The sequence below is a fragment of the Pseudoclavibacter sp. RFBA6 genome (genome assembly GCF_002931575.1).
GTDB lineage: Bacteria > Actinomycetota > Actinomycetes > Actinomycetales > Microbacteriaceae > Pseudoclavibacter > Pseudoclavibacter terrae.
Genome location: NZ_PSUA01000013.1, coordinates 225,923 through 241,956, shown reverse-complemented (window position 1 = coordinate 241,956; position 16,034 = coordinate 225,923). Strand labels below are relative to the sequence as shown.

Annotated in this window: 14 protein-coding genes; 10 read left to right on the top strand and 4 right to left on the bottom strand. The window is 69.2% G+C overall.

What is annotated here, in order from left to right; genetic code table 11:
• Positions 1-281 precede the first annotated feature (281 nt).
• Positions 282-1,361: a hypothetical protein gene (locus tag C5C17_RS14615; protein ID WP_104254084.1), complete on the top strand. Its 1,080-nt coding sequence runs from the start codon at positions 282-284 to the stop codon at positions 1,359-1,361.
• A gap of 118 nt (positions 1,362-1,479) precedes the next feature.
• Here the strand turns inward: C5C17_RS14615 and C5C17_RS14610 are convergent, their stop codons facing one another.
• Genes C5C17_RS14610 through C5C17_RS14600 form a run of 3 tightly spaced genes read right to left on the bottom strand, consistent with a single transcriptional unit; the run spans position 1,480 to position 7,885 of the window.
• Positions 1,480-2,253, bottom strand: a complete 774-nt coding sequence (locus C5C17_RS14610) for a DNA-formamidopyrimidine glycosylase family protein (RefSeq protein ID WP_104254083.1) — start codon at positions 2,251-2,253, stop codon at positions 1,480-1,482.
• On the bottom strand, positions 2,240-2,932 hold the full coding sequence (locus C5C17_RS14605) for a pentapeptide repeat-containing protein (protein ID WP_104254082.1): 693 nt from the start codon (positions 2,930-2,932) through the stop codon (positions 2,240-2,242). The genes C5C17_RS14610 and C5C17_RS14605 overlap by 14 nt, the downstream gene beginning before the upstream one ends.
• Positions 2,933-2,962: 30 nt before the next feature.
• Positions 2,963-7,885, bottom strand: a complete 4,923-nt coding sequence (locus C5C17_RS14600; RefSeq protein WP_104254081.1) for a DEAD/DEAH box helicase — start codon at positions 7,883-7,885, stop codon at positions 2,963-2,965.
• Positions 7,886-8,011: 126 nt separating this feature from the next.
• Here C5C17_RS14600 and C5C17_RS14595 point away from each other — a divergent pair, with 126 nt between their 5' ends.
• Positions 8,012-8,191, top strand: coding sequence for a PspC domain-containing protein (locus C5C17_RS14595; protein ID WP_104254080.1), 180 nt, complete (start codon positions 8,012-8,014; stop codon positions 8,189-8,191).
• Positions 8,192-8,213: 22 nt separating this feature from the next.
• Here the strand turns inward: C5C17_RS14595 and C5C17_RS14590 are convergent, their stop codons facing one another.
• Positions 8,214-8,912: an alpha/beta hydrolase gene (locus tag C5C17_RS14590; RefSeq protein WP_179556209.1), complete on the bottom strand. Its 699-nt coding sequence runs from the start codon at positions 8,910-8,912 to the stop codon at positions 8,214-8,216.
• A 31-nt stretch (positions 8,913-8,943) separates the two neighbouring features.
• Between C5C17_RS14590 and C5C17_RS14585 the strand changes: the two genes are divergently transcribed.
• The 8 genes from C5C17_RS14585 to C5C17_RS14550 all read left to right on the top strand — a co-directional run bounded on the left by C5C17_RS14585 (position 8,944) and on the right by C5C17_RS14550 (position 15,963).
• The gene (locus C5C17_RS14585; protein WP_104254078.1) at positions 8,944-9,480 is read left to right on the top strand and encodes a DUF4916 domain-containing protein; all 537 of its coding nucleotides are present in this window, start codon (positions 8,944-8,946) and stop codon (positions 9,478-9,480) included.
• A gap of 27 nt (positions 9,481-9,507) precedes the next feature.
• Positions 9,508-10,044: an EVE domain-containing protein gene (locus C5C17_RS14580; protein WP_104254077.1), complete on the top strand. Its 537-nt coding sequence runs from the start codon at positions 9,508-9,510 to the stop codon at positions 10,042-10,044.
• Between the two features lie 91 nt (positions 10,045-10,135).
• A complete protein-coding gene (locus tag C5C17_RS14575) occupies positions 10,136-10,825 on the top strand; it encodes a GntR family transcriptional regulator (protein ID WP_258066229.1) in 690 nt (229 codons plus the stop codon).
• A 150-nt stretch (positions 10,826-10,975) separates the two neighbouring features.
• Positions 10,976-12,175: a branched-chain amino acid ABC transporter substrate-binding protein gene (locus tag C5C17_RS14570; RefSeq protein WP_104254075.1), complete on the top strand. Its 1,200-nt coding sequence runs from the start codon at positions 10,976-10,978 to the stop codon at positions 12,173-12,175.
• Between the two features lie 57 nt (positions 12,176-12,232).
• Entirely contained in the window at positions 12,233-13,123 is an 891-nt protein-coding gene (locus C5C17_RS14565; RefSeq protein ID WP_068479389.1) for a branched-chain amino acid ABC transporter permease, read from the top strand.
• Between the two features lie 4 nt (positions 13,124-13,127).
• On the top strand, positions 13,128-14,258 hold the full coding sequence (locus C5C17_RS14560) for a branched-chain amino acid ABC transporter permease (protein WP_104254074.1): 1,131 nt from the start codon (positions 13,128-13,130) through the stop codon (positions 14,256-14,258).
• Positions 14,255-15,256: an ABC transporter ATP-binding protein gene (locus tag C5C17_RS14555; protein WP_104254073.1), complete on the top strand. Its 1,002-nt coding sequence runs from the start codon at positions 14,255-14,257 to the stop codon at positions 15,254-15,256. Before C5C17_RS14560 ends, C5C17_RS14555 begins: the two co-directional genes overlap by 4 nt.
• Positions 15,253-15,963 carry an ABC transporter ATP-binding protein gene (locus C5C17_RS14550; RefSeq protein ID WP_104254072.1) on the top strand — a complete coding sequence of 237 codons (711 nt, stop codon included), beginning with the start codon at positions 15,253-15,255 and terminating at the stop codon, positions 15,961-15,963. The genes C5C17_RS14555 and C5C17_RS14550 overlap by 4 nt, the downstream gene beginning before the upstream one ends.
• The last annotated feature ends 71 nt before the right edge of the window (positions 15,964-16,034 follow it).

Genomic DNA, 16,034 nt, shown 5'->3' with positions numbered 1-16,034 from the left:
CCGCATCCCACGCCCGCCCCCGCCCCTGAAGCGCAGAGTTGTGAGAAGGTGCTGCTCCGTTGCGGAGCAGCTGCACTTCTCCATACCTGTGTTTCGCGCGGCAGCGCAGCGTCGGCCAGGGCAAGGATCAGCGTTGTGGGAGAAGGCTCCTGCGACCCCGCAGAGCGACACCTCGCCACAACTCTCTCGGGACCGCGGCGGGTCGGACCGGGACCGCCGCGGTTCTCCACAAGCAGAGAGAACGCTCGTCTCAGCGCCCGGAACCCTCATAGCCTCGAGCGGTGGATGCAGGCAGCAGGAGCGGTGCGGGCAAGGCCAGCCGACGAGGCGACGACGCTGGGCGCGCAACGGGACGCGAGCCGCGCATCCCATTGCCGAGCGAGCTTCGGTACTCCGCGTTCAGCGTCGCGGAGGCTCGCGCCGCGGGCGTCTCCCGCGGACGCCTCAGGAACCGGACGGAGGGAAGGCCCTTTCACGGCGTGCGGGTTCCAGAGGTCCCGAGCGCTCCGGGAGAGATCGATCGCCTGCTCGGCCTCCACGGCGCCCGCGATGAGTTCGAGGCGCTCACCGAGCGGATGCGGGACCTCGACCGCAGCTATCTGCCGATCATGTCCGCCGTTCGGGCGTTCGGCGGTGTCTCAGCGGCGCGTCTCTGCGGCCTTCCGCTGCCGCTCCGTCTCCTTCGGGACCCGACGGTGCATGTCATCGTGCCGAAAGGCCGAAATCCGCCGCGGGCGAGGGGCGTCTCGGCGCGATCCGTTCCGGCGAGGTTCTGGAGCGTCCAGGCATTGCGCGGCGCCAGCATCGCGGCACCTGAGCTCCTGTACTGCCTGCTGGCACGCGACCTGAGCGTGCGCGAACTCGTTCAGTTGGGCGACGCGCTGGTCTCCGAAGCAGGCAACTATCCTGGCCGCACGCTGCCGTGGGCGCTCACGAGCAGGGAACGGCTGGTTGCGGCAGTCGACGCGTGGGCGGGATGCGCGGGGGCGGCGCGACTCCGAGCCGCCACGGGGTTGCTTCGGGATGGCGTCGAGTCGCCGTGGGAGACGGTGACACGTCTCGTGCTGGTGGAATCCGGGTATCCCGAGCCTGCGGTGAACTTCCAGCTCATGTCGGGGATGCGCAAGATCGCTCGCCTCGATCTCGCCGATCTGCGCGCGCGCATCGCGTACGAGTACGACGGGGACGGCCATCGGAAAAACAAGCGCCAGTGGCGTCTCGATGTCACGCGCAGTCGCGAGATCCAGGGTGAGCGCTGGAGTCACGTCCGCCTCACGGTGGCTGATCTGGAGCCGGCCGCCGGTTTGGAGACATTCACGTCCTACGCGCACCGGCTCCGAGCCGAGCGGCTTGCCGGATGACGTGCGCGCGGGGATCAGCGTTGTGGCAAAGCGTCGTCAGTGTTCAGCGGAGCTGCAAATACCCACAACTCTGCAGAGGGAGCGGGTGCGGGTGCGGGTGCGGGTGCGGGCGCGGCGCTCACGGCGCGGGCTGGCAGTTGGGGCACCAGGCCGCGACGCGCTCCCTGCCCTGAAGGCCGCGGCGGATGCGTGTTCCGCAGCGCAAGCACGGTTTGCCGTACCTGCCGTAGACATACGTTCGCTTCCCCGGGCGCAGGTCCCCGGTCGTCGTCCGCTCCACCCGGTCACGGTTCGCGACGATGAGCTTGTGGCCCAGCTCGACGAGCCGGTCGAGGTCGCCCGCCCCGGAGACGGGGGTGTGCGGGTGCAGGCCGCGCAGGAACAGCAGCTCGGTCACGTACACGTTTCCGAGGCCCGCGAGGTTGCGCTGCTCGAGGAGCGCGCCGGCCAGTTCCGCGTCCGGCTCGCGCCGAAGGTTCGCCACCGCGAGGGCCGCATCCCAGGAGTCGCCGAGCAGGTCGGGGCCGAGGTGGCCGACCGCATCCTCCTCGTCGTCGCGCGACAGCATCTCGACAACCGGCAGCTCGAAACCGACGGCGGTTCCGGCGGCGGTGCCGAGGACGACTCTCGCGAGGTAGTCAGGGCGGGGCCACCTCCCACCGAGCTGCACGAGCTGCCAGCTGCCGTCCATGCCGAGGTGCGTGTGCAAGGTGTGCTCGCCCATGCGCGTCAGCAGGTGCTTGCCTCGCGGCACGACCCCCTCCACGGTGAGCCCGGTGAGGTCGAGCGCCGCGTACTTCGGGACCCGCAGCTCGAAGCGGGTCAGCTGCCGGCCGGCGAGGGCGCGGTTCAGGCGGGTCGCTGCGCGGTAGACGGTGTCACCTTCCGGCATCACGCACCTCGATGCCGAGGTGTGCCGCGAGGTGGGGAGCGAGGGCGTCGAGCTGGGAGGGGGTCACCGTGACGCCGCGGAGCCCCTCGAGACCGGTGACGGTCGAGAACTCGAGGCCGCGCAGGTCGACGTGCTCGAGGCGTGCGCCCGTGACGTCGAGGATGCCGGTGCGGCTCTCCGTGAACGCGACACGCTTCGCCGTGGCGCCACCCAGGTCGATCTCGTCGAACGCGCAGTCCGCGAACCGCACGTCGGTCAGGGTGGAGCCTCGCAGGTTCACGTAGCCGAGACGATTGTCGCGGAACTCGACGTTCTGGAAGTCGCTCTCGTGGAGGTCGGCCGAGCCGAGACGCGAGGCCGTCCACGAGACGGAGCGGAACGACTGCCGCTGACCCTCGACGACGGGCACTTCGACGCGCTCCAGCACGCACTCGCTCACCCGGCCCGAGTGGAGCAGGAGCCTGCGGGCGGTGAGCCCCTCGATCCGGCACTCGGAGAAGGTCACGCCGGCGGCGTCGATCTCCTCACCCTGTACGTCGACGAAGTGCTGCAGCTCGTGGACCCGCGCTGTCGCGAAGTCCGCCGCTCGCGCCTCGTCGAGTTCCGGCAGGAACGGAGCCTCGATTCTCGCCTCGGTGCCGCCTGTCCTGTTTCCTCGTCGTCCGCGTGCTGCTGCCAATTCGTTTCCTTTCCGTCGTGGTGTTGGGGGTCAATTGCCGGGGCGCATGCGCAGTCCGCGGGTCGTGAGCGAGAACCCACCCTCCTGCAGCATGCTCGCGAGGGGCGTCTCGAGCACGAACGTGCCATCGACGCGCTCGATCACGAGGTTCGGGATGCGTGCGCGCCGAACCGTCTCGGCGAGCGAACGGGCGGCCGCGCGGAGCACGTCGTCCGAGTCGGTGAAGGTGAGCAGCGTCTTTCCGCCGCGTTCGACATACAGGGCGAGCTCCCCGTCGACCATCGTGACGAGCCCGCCTGCCTTCCTGCCTGGCCGGTGCTTGGTCTGCGACTCCTCGGCGTCCGGCCAGGCGAGGGCCGCGCCGTACGGGTTCGCGGGGTCGGTGGCGGCGAGCGTGAGCGTCTGGAAGTGCTTCTCGGCGTCGAGCTCGAGCGTGAAGCTCCGCAGGCGGTCGACGGCGCCGACCGTCGAGAACTGGGCGGCGCCGAGCTTTTCGATGAAGTACCCGCGCCTGGCCTTGCCGGATTCCTCGAAGCGAGCGAGGACGCGGTACACGAGGGCGAACCCACCGAGCACCTCTTCGGCCATGACGCTGCCCCGGGTCACGATGCCGTAGCGATCGAGGAGGAGGTCTCCGATGGCGAGGCCCCGCTCGGTGGCGTCGCTCACGCCGTTCAGCCCGAGGGTCCATCTGCCGCTCGTGTGCGGCTGGGAGGGGGCGGGGCGCTGGGATGCGAAGGCGGATGCGGTGGGGCTGCCGGTGGAGTCGCTCGGCGCCATGGCGACGCGGCCGCGGTAGAGCCTGCCGCGGGCGGCGCGGCTCGGGGCTCGGTGCGCGGAGGTGCTGGCGGAGCCGGGACCACCGGAGAGGAGGGCGCGCAGCGGCGCGAGGGTGTCGTTGGTCACGCGTCCCTGCCAGACGAGCGCCCAGAGGGCGTCGGAGAGCTCGCGGTCGCTGATCGACTCGGGTTCGAGCATCAGGCGGACGTGCCTCGACAGCTGGGGGAAGAAACCGGGGCCCGAGCCGGCGAGCGCGTCGAGGAGGTGCCGGCCGCGCGCATCCGGCTCGCCCTCGGGCTGGTCGGGAAGCGTGAGGTGCGCCGTGTCCGCCAGGTGCAGGCTGATCCATCCATCGCTCGAGCCGATGGCTCCGTGCCCTCGCCACAGCACCTCGCCGGCTGTTGTGAGCTCGTCGAGCATGCTGGGGTGGTAGTCCCGAACCCGGGCGGGCAGGATGAGCGTCTCGAGTGCGGATGCGGGGACGGGCACTCCCGCGAGCTGGTCGATGACGGTGATGAGGCCGTCGATGCCGCGCAGGTCGCCGCCGACGTGCTGCCAGGCTGGCAGGAATCTGGCGAAGGCGGAGTGGTCGACCGGTTCGATCTCGCTGCGGAGCGCGGCGAGGGAGCGGGCGCGCAGTCGTTTGAGCACGGTCTCGTCGACCCACTCGGAGCCCTCGCGGTCCGGGCGGAACTCGCCCTCGACGACGCGGCGGGCCAGCTCGAGACGGGTGAGCGCCTCACGCACGACGGCCTGCCCGGTGCCGTAGCGCTCTGCGACTTCGGCGACGGAGAATGGCCCGTGCGAGCGTGCGTAGCGGGAGACGAGATCGCCGACCGGGTCGTCGACGGGGTCGATGAAGGCGACGGGGACACCGATCGGCAGTGCCACCCCGAGCGCGTCGCGGAGCCTGCTGGCGTCCTCGATCGCGGCGATGCGCTCGACGCCGGCGATGCGCACACGGAGGGCGCGCTTGGCGCTGATGAGCTCCGCCGCGTACTGCTCGGCGACCTCGATGCTCGCGCCGGGCCGTGCCTCGCCGGCCGCTTCGCTCTCCTCCCGTTCCTCGTCGTGCTCGCCGGCCGGCGCCTCGTGCTCGTCGGTGCCCCGAAGGTCGTCGCCGAGCAGACGCTCGGCGATCTCCTCGACGCTGATGGGCCCGAGCACACGCAGCAGGTCGGCGACGCCTTCAGCATCGCGGGCCCGCCGGTCCGGTGCCGTGCGCTGCAGCTCAGCCTCGAGTCTGGCGATGACGTTGGCGTCGAGGAGCTCGCGCAGCTCGACTCGACCGAGCAGATCTGCCAGGAGGCTCGTGTCGAGTGCCAGCGCGGCCGCCCGGCGCTCCGCGAGTGGGCTGTCGCCCTCGTACATGAACGCGCCCACGTAGCCGAACAGCAGCGTTCGCGCGAACGGCGAGGCCTGCTCCGTGGTGACGTCGACGAGGCGGACCTCGCGCCCGGCGATGCGCTTGGCGAGATCGACCAGCGCGTCGAGGTCGTAGACGTCGTGCAGCACCTCTCGAACCGCTTCGAGGATGATCGGGAACGTCGGGTACTGCTTGGCGACGTCGAGCAGCTGTGCCGCCTTCTGTCGCTGCTGCCAGAGCGGGGAACGCTTGCCGGGGTTGAGCCGGGGGAGCAGCAGCGCCCGGGCCGCGGCCTCGCGGAAGCGCGAGGCGAAGAGCGCGGAGCCGCCCACCTCGCGTGCCACGATCTGCTCGATCTCGTCGGCTTCGAGGGCGAACAGCTCGGCTCCGGGCGGTTCGGCGTCGCCTTCGGGGATGCGAACGATGATGCCGTCATCGCTCGCGACGACTCCGCCGTCGAGTCCGTACTGGTCCCGGATGCGCGCGGCCACGATGAGACCCCACGGCGAGTGGACGGGGGAGCCGTACGGGGAGTGCAGGATGATGCGCCAGTCGCCGAGCTCGTCCCGAGTGCGCTCGACGATGAGCGTGTGGTCGCTCGGCACCTGCCCCGTCGCGTCCTGCTGCTCGCGAACGTAGGCGACGGCGTTCTGCACGGCGTTGTCGTCCATGAGCGTCGAGAGCGCTTCGGGCACGCGTCCCTTGGCGGCGATCTCGCGGGTGATGGCGCCGATGGCCTGTCCGAGCTCGGAGGGGCGTCCGAGTGCGTCGCCGGTCCAGAAGGGCAGTCGCCCCGGCTGGCCGTAGGCGGGGGTCACGAGGACACGATCGAACGTGATCTCGGCGATGCGCCAGCTCGTCGCGCCGAGGGCGAAGATGTCGCCGACTCGCGATTCGTAGACCATCTCCTCGTCGAGCTCGCCGACGCGGCGCGGGCCGCGCTGCGCGTCGGCGTCTTCGGACCCGGCGAGGAAGACCCCGAAGAGCCCTCGGTCTGGGATGGTGCCGCCCGAGGTCACCGCCAGCCGGGCGGCGCCCGGTCGGCCCGTGAGCCGACCGAGATCGCGGTCCCACACGAGGCGGGGCCGCAGCTCGGAGAACTGGTCGGACGGGTACTTGCCGGAGAGGAGGTCGAGCGTCGCCTCGAACAGGGGGCGCGACAGCGAGGCGAACGGGGCCGAGCGGCGGACGAGGTCGAACCACTCCTCGACGTCGAGGTCCTCGATGGCGGCGGCCGCGATGGTCTGCTGGGCGAGCACGTCGAGCGGGTTGGCGAGCACGCGCATCCGCTCGATCTGCCCCGCCACCATGCGGGAGGCGAGCACGGAGGAGTGCAGTACGTCTGCCCGGTGCTTGGGGAAGATCGTGCCCTCCGAGGTCTCGCCGACCTGGTGCCCGGCGCGGCCGACCCGTTGGAGGCCGCTCGCGACCGACGGTGGCGACTCGACCTGCACGACCAGGTCGACGTCGCCCATGTCGATGCCGAGCTCAAGGCTCGAGGTCGCGACGACGCAGCGCAGCGTGCCGCTCTTGAGCGCGTTCTCGACCTCGGCGCGAGACTCCTTCGAGACGGAGCCGTGGTGGGCGCGTGCAAACGACAGCGGGGCGCCGGCGGACTGGCCTGCCTGTCCCATCGCCTCTGCAGGCGGCCGCTTCGGGTCTGGCTTGGGCTTGGCACTGTGGTCGCCGGAGGACCAGCGCACACCGGGTGCCGCGGCACCATACGGGGCGTCGTCCTGGGCGGGATCGCTCGACGGGGCGTCGACCGCCGCGCGCTCCTCCGCGATCTCGTTGAGCCGCGCCGTGAGCCGCTCGGCGAGTCGCCGTGAGTTGACGAACACGATCGTGGAGCGGTGCGACTCGACGAGGTCGGCGATGGACTCCTCGATGTGCGGCCACACCGAGCCGCTCTCTTCTGCGTCGACCTTCGGATCCCGCAGGGTCCCCGCGGCGGCACCCGCTTCGAAGTCGGCGAACGGGTCGGCGTCGCCGATGGCACCGGATGCGTCGGCGGAGGTCGGCGTGGCAGCCCCTGCCCTGGTCATCCCGATGTCGCTGAGGTCTTCGACCGGGACGCGCACCTCGAGCTTGAACGTCTTCGTGCTCGGCGGCGCGACGACCTTGACGGGCGCGTTGCCGGCGAGGAAGCGCGACATCTCGTCGAGCGGACGCACGGTCGCCGAGAGTCCGATGCGCTGCGCCGGCTTGTCGAGGAGCGCGTCGAGCCGCTCGAGCGTCAGCGCCATGTGGGCTCCGCGCTTGCTCGAGGCCACGGCGTGCACCTCATCGATGATGACGGTGGTCACGCCGGTGAGCGTCTTCCGCGCCTGGGAGGTGAGCATGAGGTAGAGCGACTCTGGCGTCGTGATGAGGATGTCAGGAGGGTTGCGCAGCTGCTGCCTGCGCTCGGCGGGGCTCGTGTCGCCGGAGCGCACGCCGACGCGGATGTCGGGAGCGACGGCCCCGAGCCGCCTCGCCGTCTGCGTGATGCCGACGAGCGGCGAGTGCAGGTTGCGTTCGACGTCGACGCCGAGGGCCTTGAGGGGCGACAGGTACACGACTCGGGTGCGACGCTCGGCGTTCGGCTCCGAACTCTGCGCGCCGCGTTCGGCGGCCAGCTGGTCGATCGCCCAGAGGAACGCGCTGAGCGTCTTGCCCGAACCGGTCGGTGCCACGACGAGCGTGTGGTGGCCGCCGGCGATCTCGCGCCAGGATGCGTCCTGCACGGCAGTGGGGCCGACGAAGGCGCCTTGGAACCATTCCCGCGTGGCGGGTGAGAACGCATCCAGCGCGGTCGATTTCGGCATGGGGACAACAGAACCACACACCACCGACATCAGCCTCCAGGAGGACGGGATCAACCCCGCGGAGGACGATCATTCAGCCGTGATGGGCGAAGCTGGACGCACCACATTCTGAAGGAGTGATCTCACATGAAGCGTCTTGTCCGCCCCCGCCGGGGCCGCATGATCGCCGGTGTCTGCGCGGGTATCGCGCAGCGGTTCGGCTGGTCGCCGTTCGTCGTCCGCCTGCTCACCGTCCTTTCGGTCCTCATCCCGGGCCCGCAGGTCATCATCTACCTGGCGCTCTGGCTGCTCATCCCGAACGACTAGCGAGAACGGCCTGAGACGAGAGCTACTCGAGCACCCGCTCGAGGAACGCCGCCATGAGCGGCAGCTCCGTCTCGGACACGGCGTGACCGAGGCCCGCCTCGACGTACTTCTGGACGTCGGCGTGGGCCTCGAGCCATGCCGCCGTGTGCTCGACGGCGAGAGCGGGGATGACGGTGTCGGCGTCGCCGCGCCCCCAGAAGACCGGTGGACGCGTCTGGGCGAGCTCGGCATCCCCCGGCAGCGTGCCGACGGCGACGAGCCCGGAGATGAGGAGTGCGCCCGCGAACGAGCCCGGTCGCTGACGGAGCGCCTGCATGGCGACGATGCTGCCCTGCGAGTAGCCGAGCAGGGCGATCGGCGCGCCTGAGGTGAAGACGCCGAGCCCGTCGAGCAGCTCGAGCAGCGCTGATGCCGCGTCGTTCGCGCCGCGCTCGAGGCTCAGCTGCGCGTCGGCATCCACGGCGACTTCCCCGGTCATCGGGTCGGCGAAGCGCAACGGGAACCATTCGCGCCCGCCCTCCGGCTGGATGTGCGGGGCAGGCACCGAGACGTAGCGGTAGCCCTGCGGCAGCTGGCCGGTGAGGCTCAGGATGTCGGTGCCGTCCGCGCCGTATCCGTGCAGGCCCACGACCAGAGGAACCCTGCTCGTGGCCGCCGTCTCGGCGTCGCCGCCGCGCCAGAGGAGTGTCGTGGGGTCGATACCTGTGGATGCAGTGCTCACCCGGGAAACATACATGGTCCACAATGGGGTCATGACGGTGCGCACTCCTGATCCTGAGTCCGGCTGGATGAACGACGACGAGCTCGCGCTCGTCAGGCGTCGCGTGCCGATGCTGTATGTCGAGGCCATCCCGGTGCGTGTCGACGCCGCGGGGAAGGTCGAGCATCTCGGTGTGCTGCTGCGCGCGGACAACCAGGGCGTCATGACGCGTTCGTTCGTGTCGGGGCGGGTGCAGTACGGCGAGTCGATCAGGGATGCGCTGCTGCGGCACCTGGAGAAGGACCTCGGCACGATGGCGTTCCCTGCGCTGCCGCAGGCGCTCGCGCCGTTCACGGTCGCGGAGTTCTCTCCGATGCCAGGCTCCGGTCTGTTCGATTCGCGGCAGCACGCGGTGGCGCTCGAGTTCATCGTGCCGGTCGCGGGGGAGTGCAACCCGCGCCAGGATGCGCTCGAGATCACGTGGCTGACGCCGCAGCAGGCACTCGACCCCGATCTCCTCGAGGAGCTCGAGGGCGGGCGCGGCCAGGTGCTGCGGACTGCTATCGGTCACCTCGGCCTCTGGCCCTAGCCTCAACCCCTGCCGGGCGTCGTTCCCATGGCCATCCGCTACTGGCTCGTCGTGCAGCCCTTCGATCGTGCCCTCGCGATGGTCGAGGGCGGCTTCGTGCAGGCCCCGTGGGGTGCGCTCGAGGGGGTCGCGCAGATGGGGGTCTCCGACGGCGTCGTCATCTACTGCCCGCGCGAGGCGAACCCTGACGGCGAGCCCATGCGCAGCGTGGTGCAGGCCGGGTACGTGCTCGACGAGGAGCCGTACCGTGCTGGCGGTCGGGGTTCGTCGCCGTGGCGCCGAGAGGTGCAGTGGATGCGCGAGGCGCGACCCGCGCCCATCCGCCCGCTGCGGGAGCTCCTCGACCTGACGCGCAACGACAGGTACTGGGGTGAGCGATTGCGAGCCGGCTGGCTGGAGCTGTCCCGTCGCGACTTCGAGATCTTCGAGGATGCCGTCAGGCGGCCGTCGCCCGAGCCGAGTGCGTTGGGGATGGGCCTCATTCGCGACACCGGCCTCGCTCGGGCTGCGGAGTCATCCGGGGTCGAGCGGGACGCTGAGGACCCGTACGCGACAAGGTTCTGACGGCGCAACGGCAGAACATGTGACACATTAGTGAGTGGGCGTGATGGACACCGCTGAGGTGAGCTTACGCGTCTCGACCAGAGTGAGCTCGATGAACGGGGTGCCCATGATCGACGCGTTGGACTTCAGGCCGGCCGCGCAGCAGTCGAACCTGCGAGCCACGATCGAGGACTCGGTCGCCGCGGCCATCGTGTCCGGCGGGCTCGCGGCGGGGACCCTCGTCTCCGTGCCGGCGCTCGCGGCACGCTTCGAGGTCTCGGCGACTCCGGTTCGCGAGGCCATGCTGAACCTCGAGAAGCTGGGCTTCGTGGAGCCCGTGCGGAACAAGGGCTTCCGCGTCACGCACGTTTCTGTGGAGGAGCTTCGGCAGATCGTCGAAGTCAGGCAGATGCTCGAGGTGCCCGTCGTCCGGGAGCTCGCTGCCGATTTCCCTGTTGCACCTCGGACCGAGCTCCGTGACCTGGCGACGCGGATCGACGCCGCGTCGGCGGCAGGCGACCTGCCTCTGTATCTCGCTGTCGACATCGAGTTCCACGAGCGGCTGCTCAGTCTGTCTGGCAATGACCGGCTCGTGTCGATAGTGACCGCGTTGCGGCGACAGACGAGGCTCACGGGGCTCACTGAGATGCTCGGGTCCGAAGAGCTCACCGCTTCGGCGCGCGAGCACGCCGACCTCCTCGTGCTGCTCGAGGCCGGCAAGGCGGATGAGGCTGCCGAGCTCATGCACCGCCACATCGGCCACGTCGTCGGCTGGTGGGCTGGCCTACCCGAAGAGGCTTAGCAAGCCCTCCACACAGCGAAACACTTTGTAACAACTGTGTTTCAAGGGTGTTGAAAGGTCTTCTGCGGTCGTCCGCCGAACAGTAATGTGTGACATCCCATCACCGGAGATGGTCCGGCGATTCTGACGTCTGTTCGGAAGGAACTCACCATGACTGCACGTCGTTCCACCAGCCCTCGGGGTGCTGGCCTCTGGAAGAGGGTGCTCCTGCCTGGAGCCCTCCTCGCAACTGCCGCACTGGCCCTGACCGGATGCTCCGGAGGTGTCGCCGGAGGTGGGGACACCGCGTCCGAGGACGGACCGATCAAGCTGGGACTCGCGGCCCCCTTCTCGGGATCCGAGTCGGCCTTCGGCCCATACATGGAGAACGGCGCGAAGATGGCGATCGACGAGCTCAACGAGGCCGGTGGCGTCCTCGGCCGCCAGCTCGAGCTCGTGACCGCCGACGACGCCTGTGACGCGACGAGCGCTACCGCCGCGGCGAACAAGCTCGTCACCGACGGAGTCGTCGCCTCGGTCGGCGGCTACTGCTCCGGAGCGACGCTCCCGACGCTGCCGATCTTCAACACGGCCGAGATTCCCATGGTGATCCCAGCGGCCAACTCGAACCAGCTCGTCGCGGCCGGCCTCGACAACGTGTTCCTCATCAACGGAACCGGCACCCAGCAGGCGCAGGCCATGCTCAAGTACGCCGAGAAGCAGGGCGTGAAGACGCTCGCGCTCGTCGACGACAACACGGACTACTCGACGGACCTCGCGAAGTCCGCCTCCGAGCAGGCCAAGGAGCTCGGTATCGAGGTCGTCCTCGAGGAGTCCGTCAACGCCGGTGAATCCGACTACGCGGCCAACGTCAACAAGGTCGTCTCGGCGAACCCGGACATGATGTATTGGACCGGCTACTACCAGGAGGGCGGCCTGATCACGCAGCAGCTGCGTGCCGCCGGCTACACGGGCAAGGTCATGGTCGCCGACGGCTCGGTCGACGCGAAGTTCGCTGAGATCGCCGGCAGCTCCTCCGAGGGTGTGCTCGGCACGTTCACGCAGACCCCCGACATGCTCGAGGGCGCAACCGAGTGGATCGACGCCTACACCGAGAAGTTCGGTGCGGCCCCCGGCCCGTACTCCACGCAGAGCTACGACGCCGTGCGCGTCGTCGCCCAGGCGATCGAGGATGCAGGAAGCACTGAGGGGCCCGCGGTCATCGAGGCGCTCAACGCGCTCGACGGCTTCGACATCTTCTCCGGCCCCCTCACCTTCACGGAAGAGGGCACGCTCACCGAGGGCGGATTCGCCATCGTCACCGTCGGACCCGACGGCACCTTCATCCTCGAGGATGACCTGAAGAGCTAGTCAGCCACGGCGGGCGGGGAGGGAACTCCCCGCCCGCTTCTGCAGTCAGGAACCACTGTGATTCAACTCATCATCGACGGGCTCTTCGTCGGATCCTTCTACGCGCTCGTCGCGCTCGGCTACAGCATGGTGTACGGCATCATCAAGTTGCTCAACTTCGCGCACGGCGACGTCTACATGGTCGGCGCGTTCGCCGGCCTCACGATCTTCTCGGCCTTCTCCGGCCTCGCCGGGGGCGGCATCCTCTCGATCCTGCTCGTCATGCTGCTCGCGATGATCTTCACCGGCATCCTCGGCGTGACGATCGAGCGGGTCGCCTACCGCCCGCTGCGCTCGAGCCCTCGACTCGCGGTGCTCATCACCGCGGTGGGCATGTCGTTCATCCTCGAGTACGGCGTGCGCCAGATCTTCGGGCCCGACCCGAAGGTGTACCCGACGCGTCTCGAAGGCGAGACGCTCGACCTCCTGGGCGGCCGCATCACGATGCCGCAGATCGTCATGATGCTCGTCGCGGCCGCCCTCATGTTCGGCCTCAACACCTACATCATGCGCTCGCGCGACGGGCGAGCCATGCGCGCCATCGCGCTCGACCCGACCGCCGCGCAGCTCATGGGCGTCAACGTCAACAAGGTCATCTCGCGCACCTTCTTCATCGGCTCCGCCCTGGCAGGCGCCGCCGGCGTCATGGCGGGCGCCTACTACGGCACGATCGACTTCCTCGCGGGCTTCGTCATCGGGTTGAAGGCGTTCACGGCAGCCGTCATCGGCGGCATCGGGAACCTCTACGGCGCCATGCTCGGGGGTCTCGTGCTCGGCCTGCTCGAGGCGTTCGGCACCCACTGGCTCGGCGGCGAGTGGCGAGACGTGTTCTCGTTCGCGTGCCTGATCCTCTTCCTGTCCTTCAGACCGACCGGCATCCTCGGTGCCCGCGTCGTGGAACGGATGTGACCCCATGACCGACATCAGACTCCAGGCGCCTGCGCCCACCGTCGAGCGGCCGACACCGCGCACCGGCATCCGGAACCCGAAGACCTTCATGAACCTCGTGGGGCTCGTGCTGTTCCTCTTCGCGTTCCTGCTGCCGTTCATCAACGCGACGCCGTACGTCATCTCCATCGGCACCTCGGCGATGATCTACATCATGCTCGCGATGGGCCTCAACATCGTCGTCGGCTACGCGGGCCTCCTCGACCTCGGCTACTACGCCTTCTTCGCGGTGGGCGCGTACACGGCCGGCGTGCTCAACACGCTGCTGGACATGCCGCTCATCGCGACGATCCCGTTCGTCATCGTGGCGTGCATCCTCGCCGGGCTCATCATCGGCGGGCCGACGCTGCGCCTGCGCAGCGACTACCTCGCGATCGTCACGCTCGGCTTCGGCGAGATCATCCGGCTCACGGCCAACAACCTCGAGGTCACGGGCGGCCCATCCGGCATCTCCGGCATCGACACGTTCGAGTTCTTCGGCTGGTCGTTCGCCGACGGCCTCACGGTCGGCGGTATCGAGTTCAACGGCAAGATCCTCCTGTACTTCCTCTGCGTCATCATCGCGGGAGGTGCCGCGATCATCGCAGCCTCCCGGCTCGGCAAGGGCAAGATGGGGCGCGCCTGGCGCGCGATCAAGGACGACGAGGACGCAGCCGAGGCGATGGGCGTCAACACGTACACGACGAAGCTCGGCGCGTACGTGCTCGGCGCGGTGTTCGGTGGCCTCGCCGGCGTGCTCATGGCGGCCCACCAGACGGCCATCAGCCCGACCTCGTTCGTGTTCCTCAACTCGGCGCTGCTGCTCATGGCGGTTGTGCTCGGCGGCATGGGCTCGATCCCGGGCGTCATCGTCGGTGCCCTGCTCGTCTCGCTGCTGCCCGAGATCCTCCGCGACTTCTCCGACTGGCGCTTCCTCGTCTTCGGCGTGCTGCTGGTGGTCATGATGATCTTCCGGCCGCAGGGCATCTGGCCGGCGACGGCCATCCTGCCGTTCCTCAAGTCGCGCGCCAAGGGCGAGCCGCCGTCTCCCAAGGACGGGTTCTCGGCCCATGAGGCGCCGGACGCCAACATCGACCTCTCGAAGGAGCAGGCATGAGCCAGGGTTCAGGCACGGGTGAGGTCTACGGGACCGCGCCCATCGATGTGCCGAAGACGGAGTCGGTGACCGCGGTCGCCGAGGAGTTCAGGCGGGCGCACTCCGGGGAGCCGCTGCTGTCCGTCCGTGACCTGCGCCTGCAGTTCGGTGGTGTGAAGGCCGTCGACGGCACGTCGTTCGACGCGTACGCGGGCGAGATCATCTCGGTGATCGGCCCGAACGGCGCTGGCAAGACAAGCGCGTTCAACTGCATCACGGGGTTCTACCGGCCGACGTCGGGCACGATCACGTTCGACGGCGTCGACATCATGCGCAAGCAGCCGTCGACGATCACGCGCCTCGGGCTGAGCCGCACGTTCCAGAACGTGCGCATGTTCCGCGACATGTCGGTCATCGACAACGTGAAGACGGCGATGCACGCGCGCATCCGGCAGAACGTGTTCCAGACGATGCTGCACACGATCGGCTACAAGAAGATCGAGGCGCAGGCGCTCGAGGATGCACGTGGCTGGCTCGACTTCGTCGGCTACTCGCTCGACGACGACCTGCTCGCGTCGCAGCTGCCCTATGGCGAGCAGCGGCGTGTGGAGATCGCCCGCGCGCTGGCCACGCAGCCCAAGCTGCTGCTGCTCGACGAGCCCGCGGCCGGTCTTAATCACAACGAGAAGCAGGAGCTGATCTCGCTCATCCGCAAGATCAGGCACCTCGGGGTCGGCATCGTGCTCATCGAGCACGACATGGGCCTCGTGATGGAGATCTCCGAGCGCGTGATCGTGCTCAACTTCGGCCGGGAGATCGCCGACGGCCTGCCGGAGGACGTCAAGAACGACCCGAGGGTCATCGAGGCGTACCTGGGGGTCGAGGACCCGGAGGACGAGGTCGCGGAGGAGGCCGGCGGGGAGCAGGTCGACGCTCCTGAACGGCCACGCACGCTCCGCGACCGGATCGACGAAGAGGACATCGCGGAGCAGGGCTCCGCGGGGGAGGAACGGTCATGAGCGCTGAACTCGAGGTGAAGGACGTCGACCTCTTCTACGGGCGCGTGCAGGCGCTGCGGGGGCTGTCGATCGAGGTGAACGAGGGCGAGGTCGTCTCGCTGCTCGGCAACAACGGCGCGGGCAAGACCAGCACGCTCACGATGCTCTCCGGGCTCGCCAGGGCCAAGAGCGGCACGATCACCTGGCGCGGCAAGGACATCTCGAGCGCCAAGCCGTGGGATCTCGTGCGCGACGGGCTCATCCACGTGCCTGAGGGGCGTCGGATCTTCTCGACCATGTCGGTGCACGAGAACCTCCTGCTCGGCGGCTACCAGGTCAAGGACCCGAAGGTCGTGGCCGATCGTGTCGAGGAGTGCTACGAGCTCATGCCGCGGCTGCTCGAGCGGCGCACGCAGCAGGGCGGCACCCTGTCGGGTGGCGAGCAGCAGATGGTCGCGATCGCGCGAGCGTACGTCGGCGGCCCGAAGCTGCTGCTGCTCGACGAGCCGTCGATGGGACTGGCGCCGCTTGTCGTGAAGCAGGTGATGGAGCTCATCGGGCGCATCAACGAGCGTGGCGCGACGGTGCTGCTCGTCGAGCAGAATGCGCGGGCGGCGCTCAAGGTCGCGCACCGCGCGTACGTGATCGAGCACGGGCATGTGACGCTCTCCGGGCTCGCGTCCGATCTGGCGAAGGACAAGGCGGTCATCGAGGCCTACCTGGGCTGACCACGACCTGGCCCGTCCCGGATGCGGGGCGGGCCAGGCTTGCACGACCGACTGGTGTGTGACATATTACT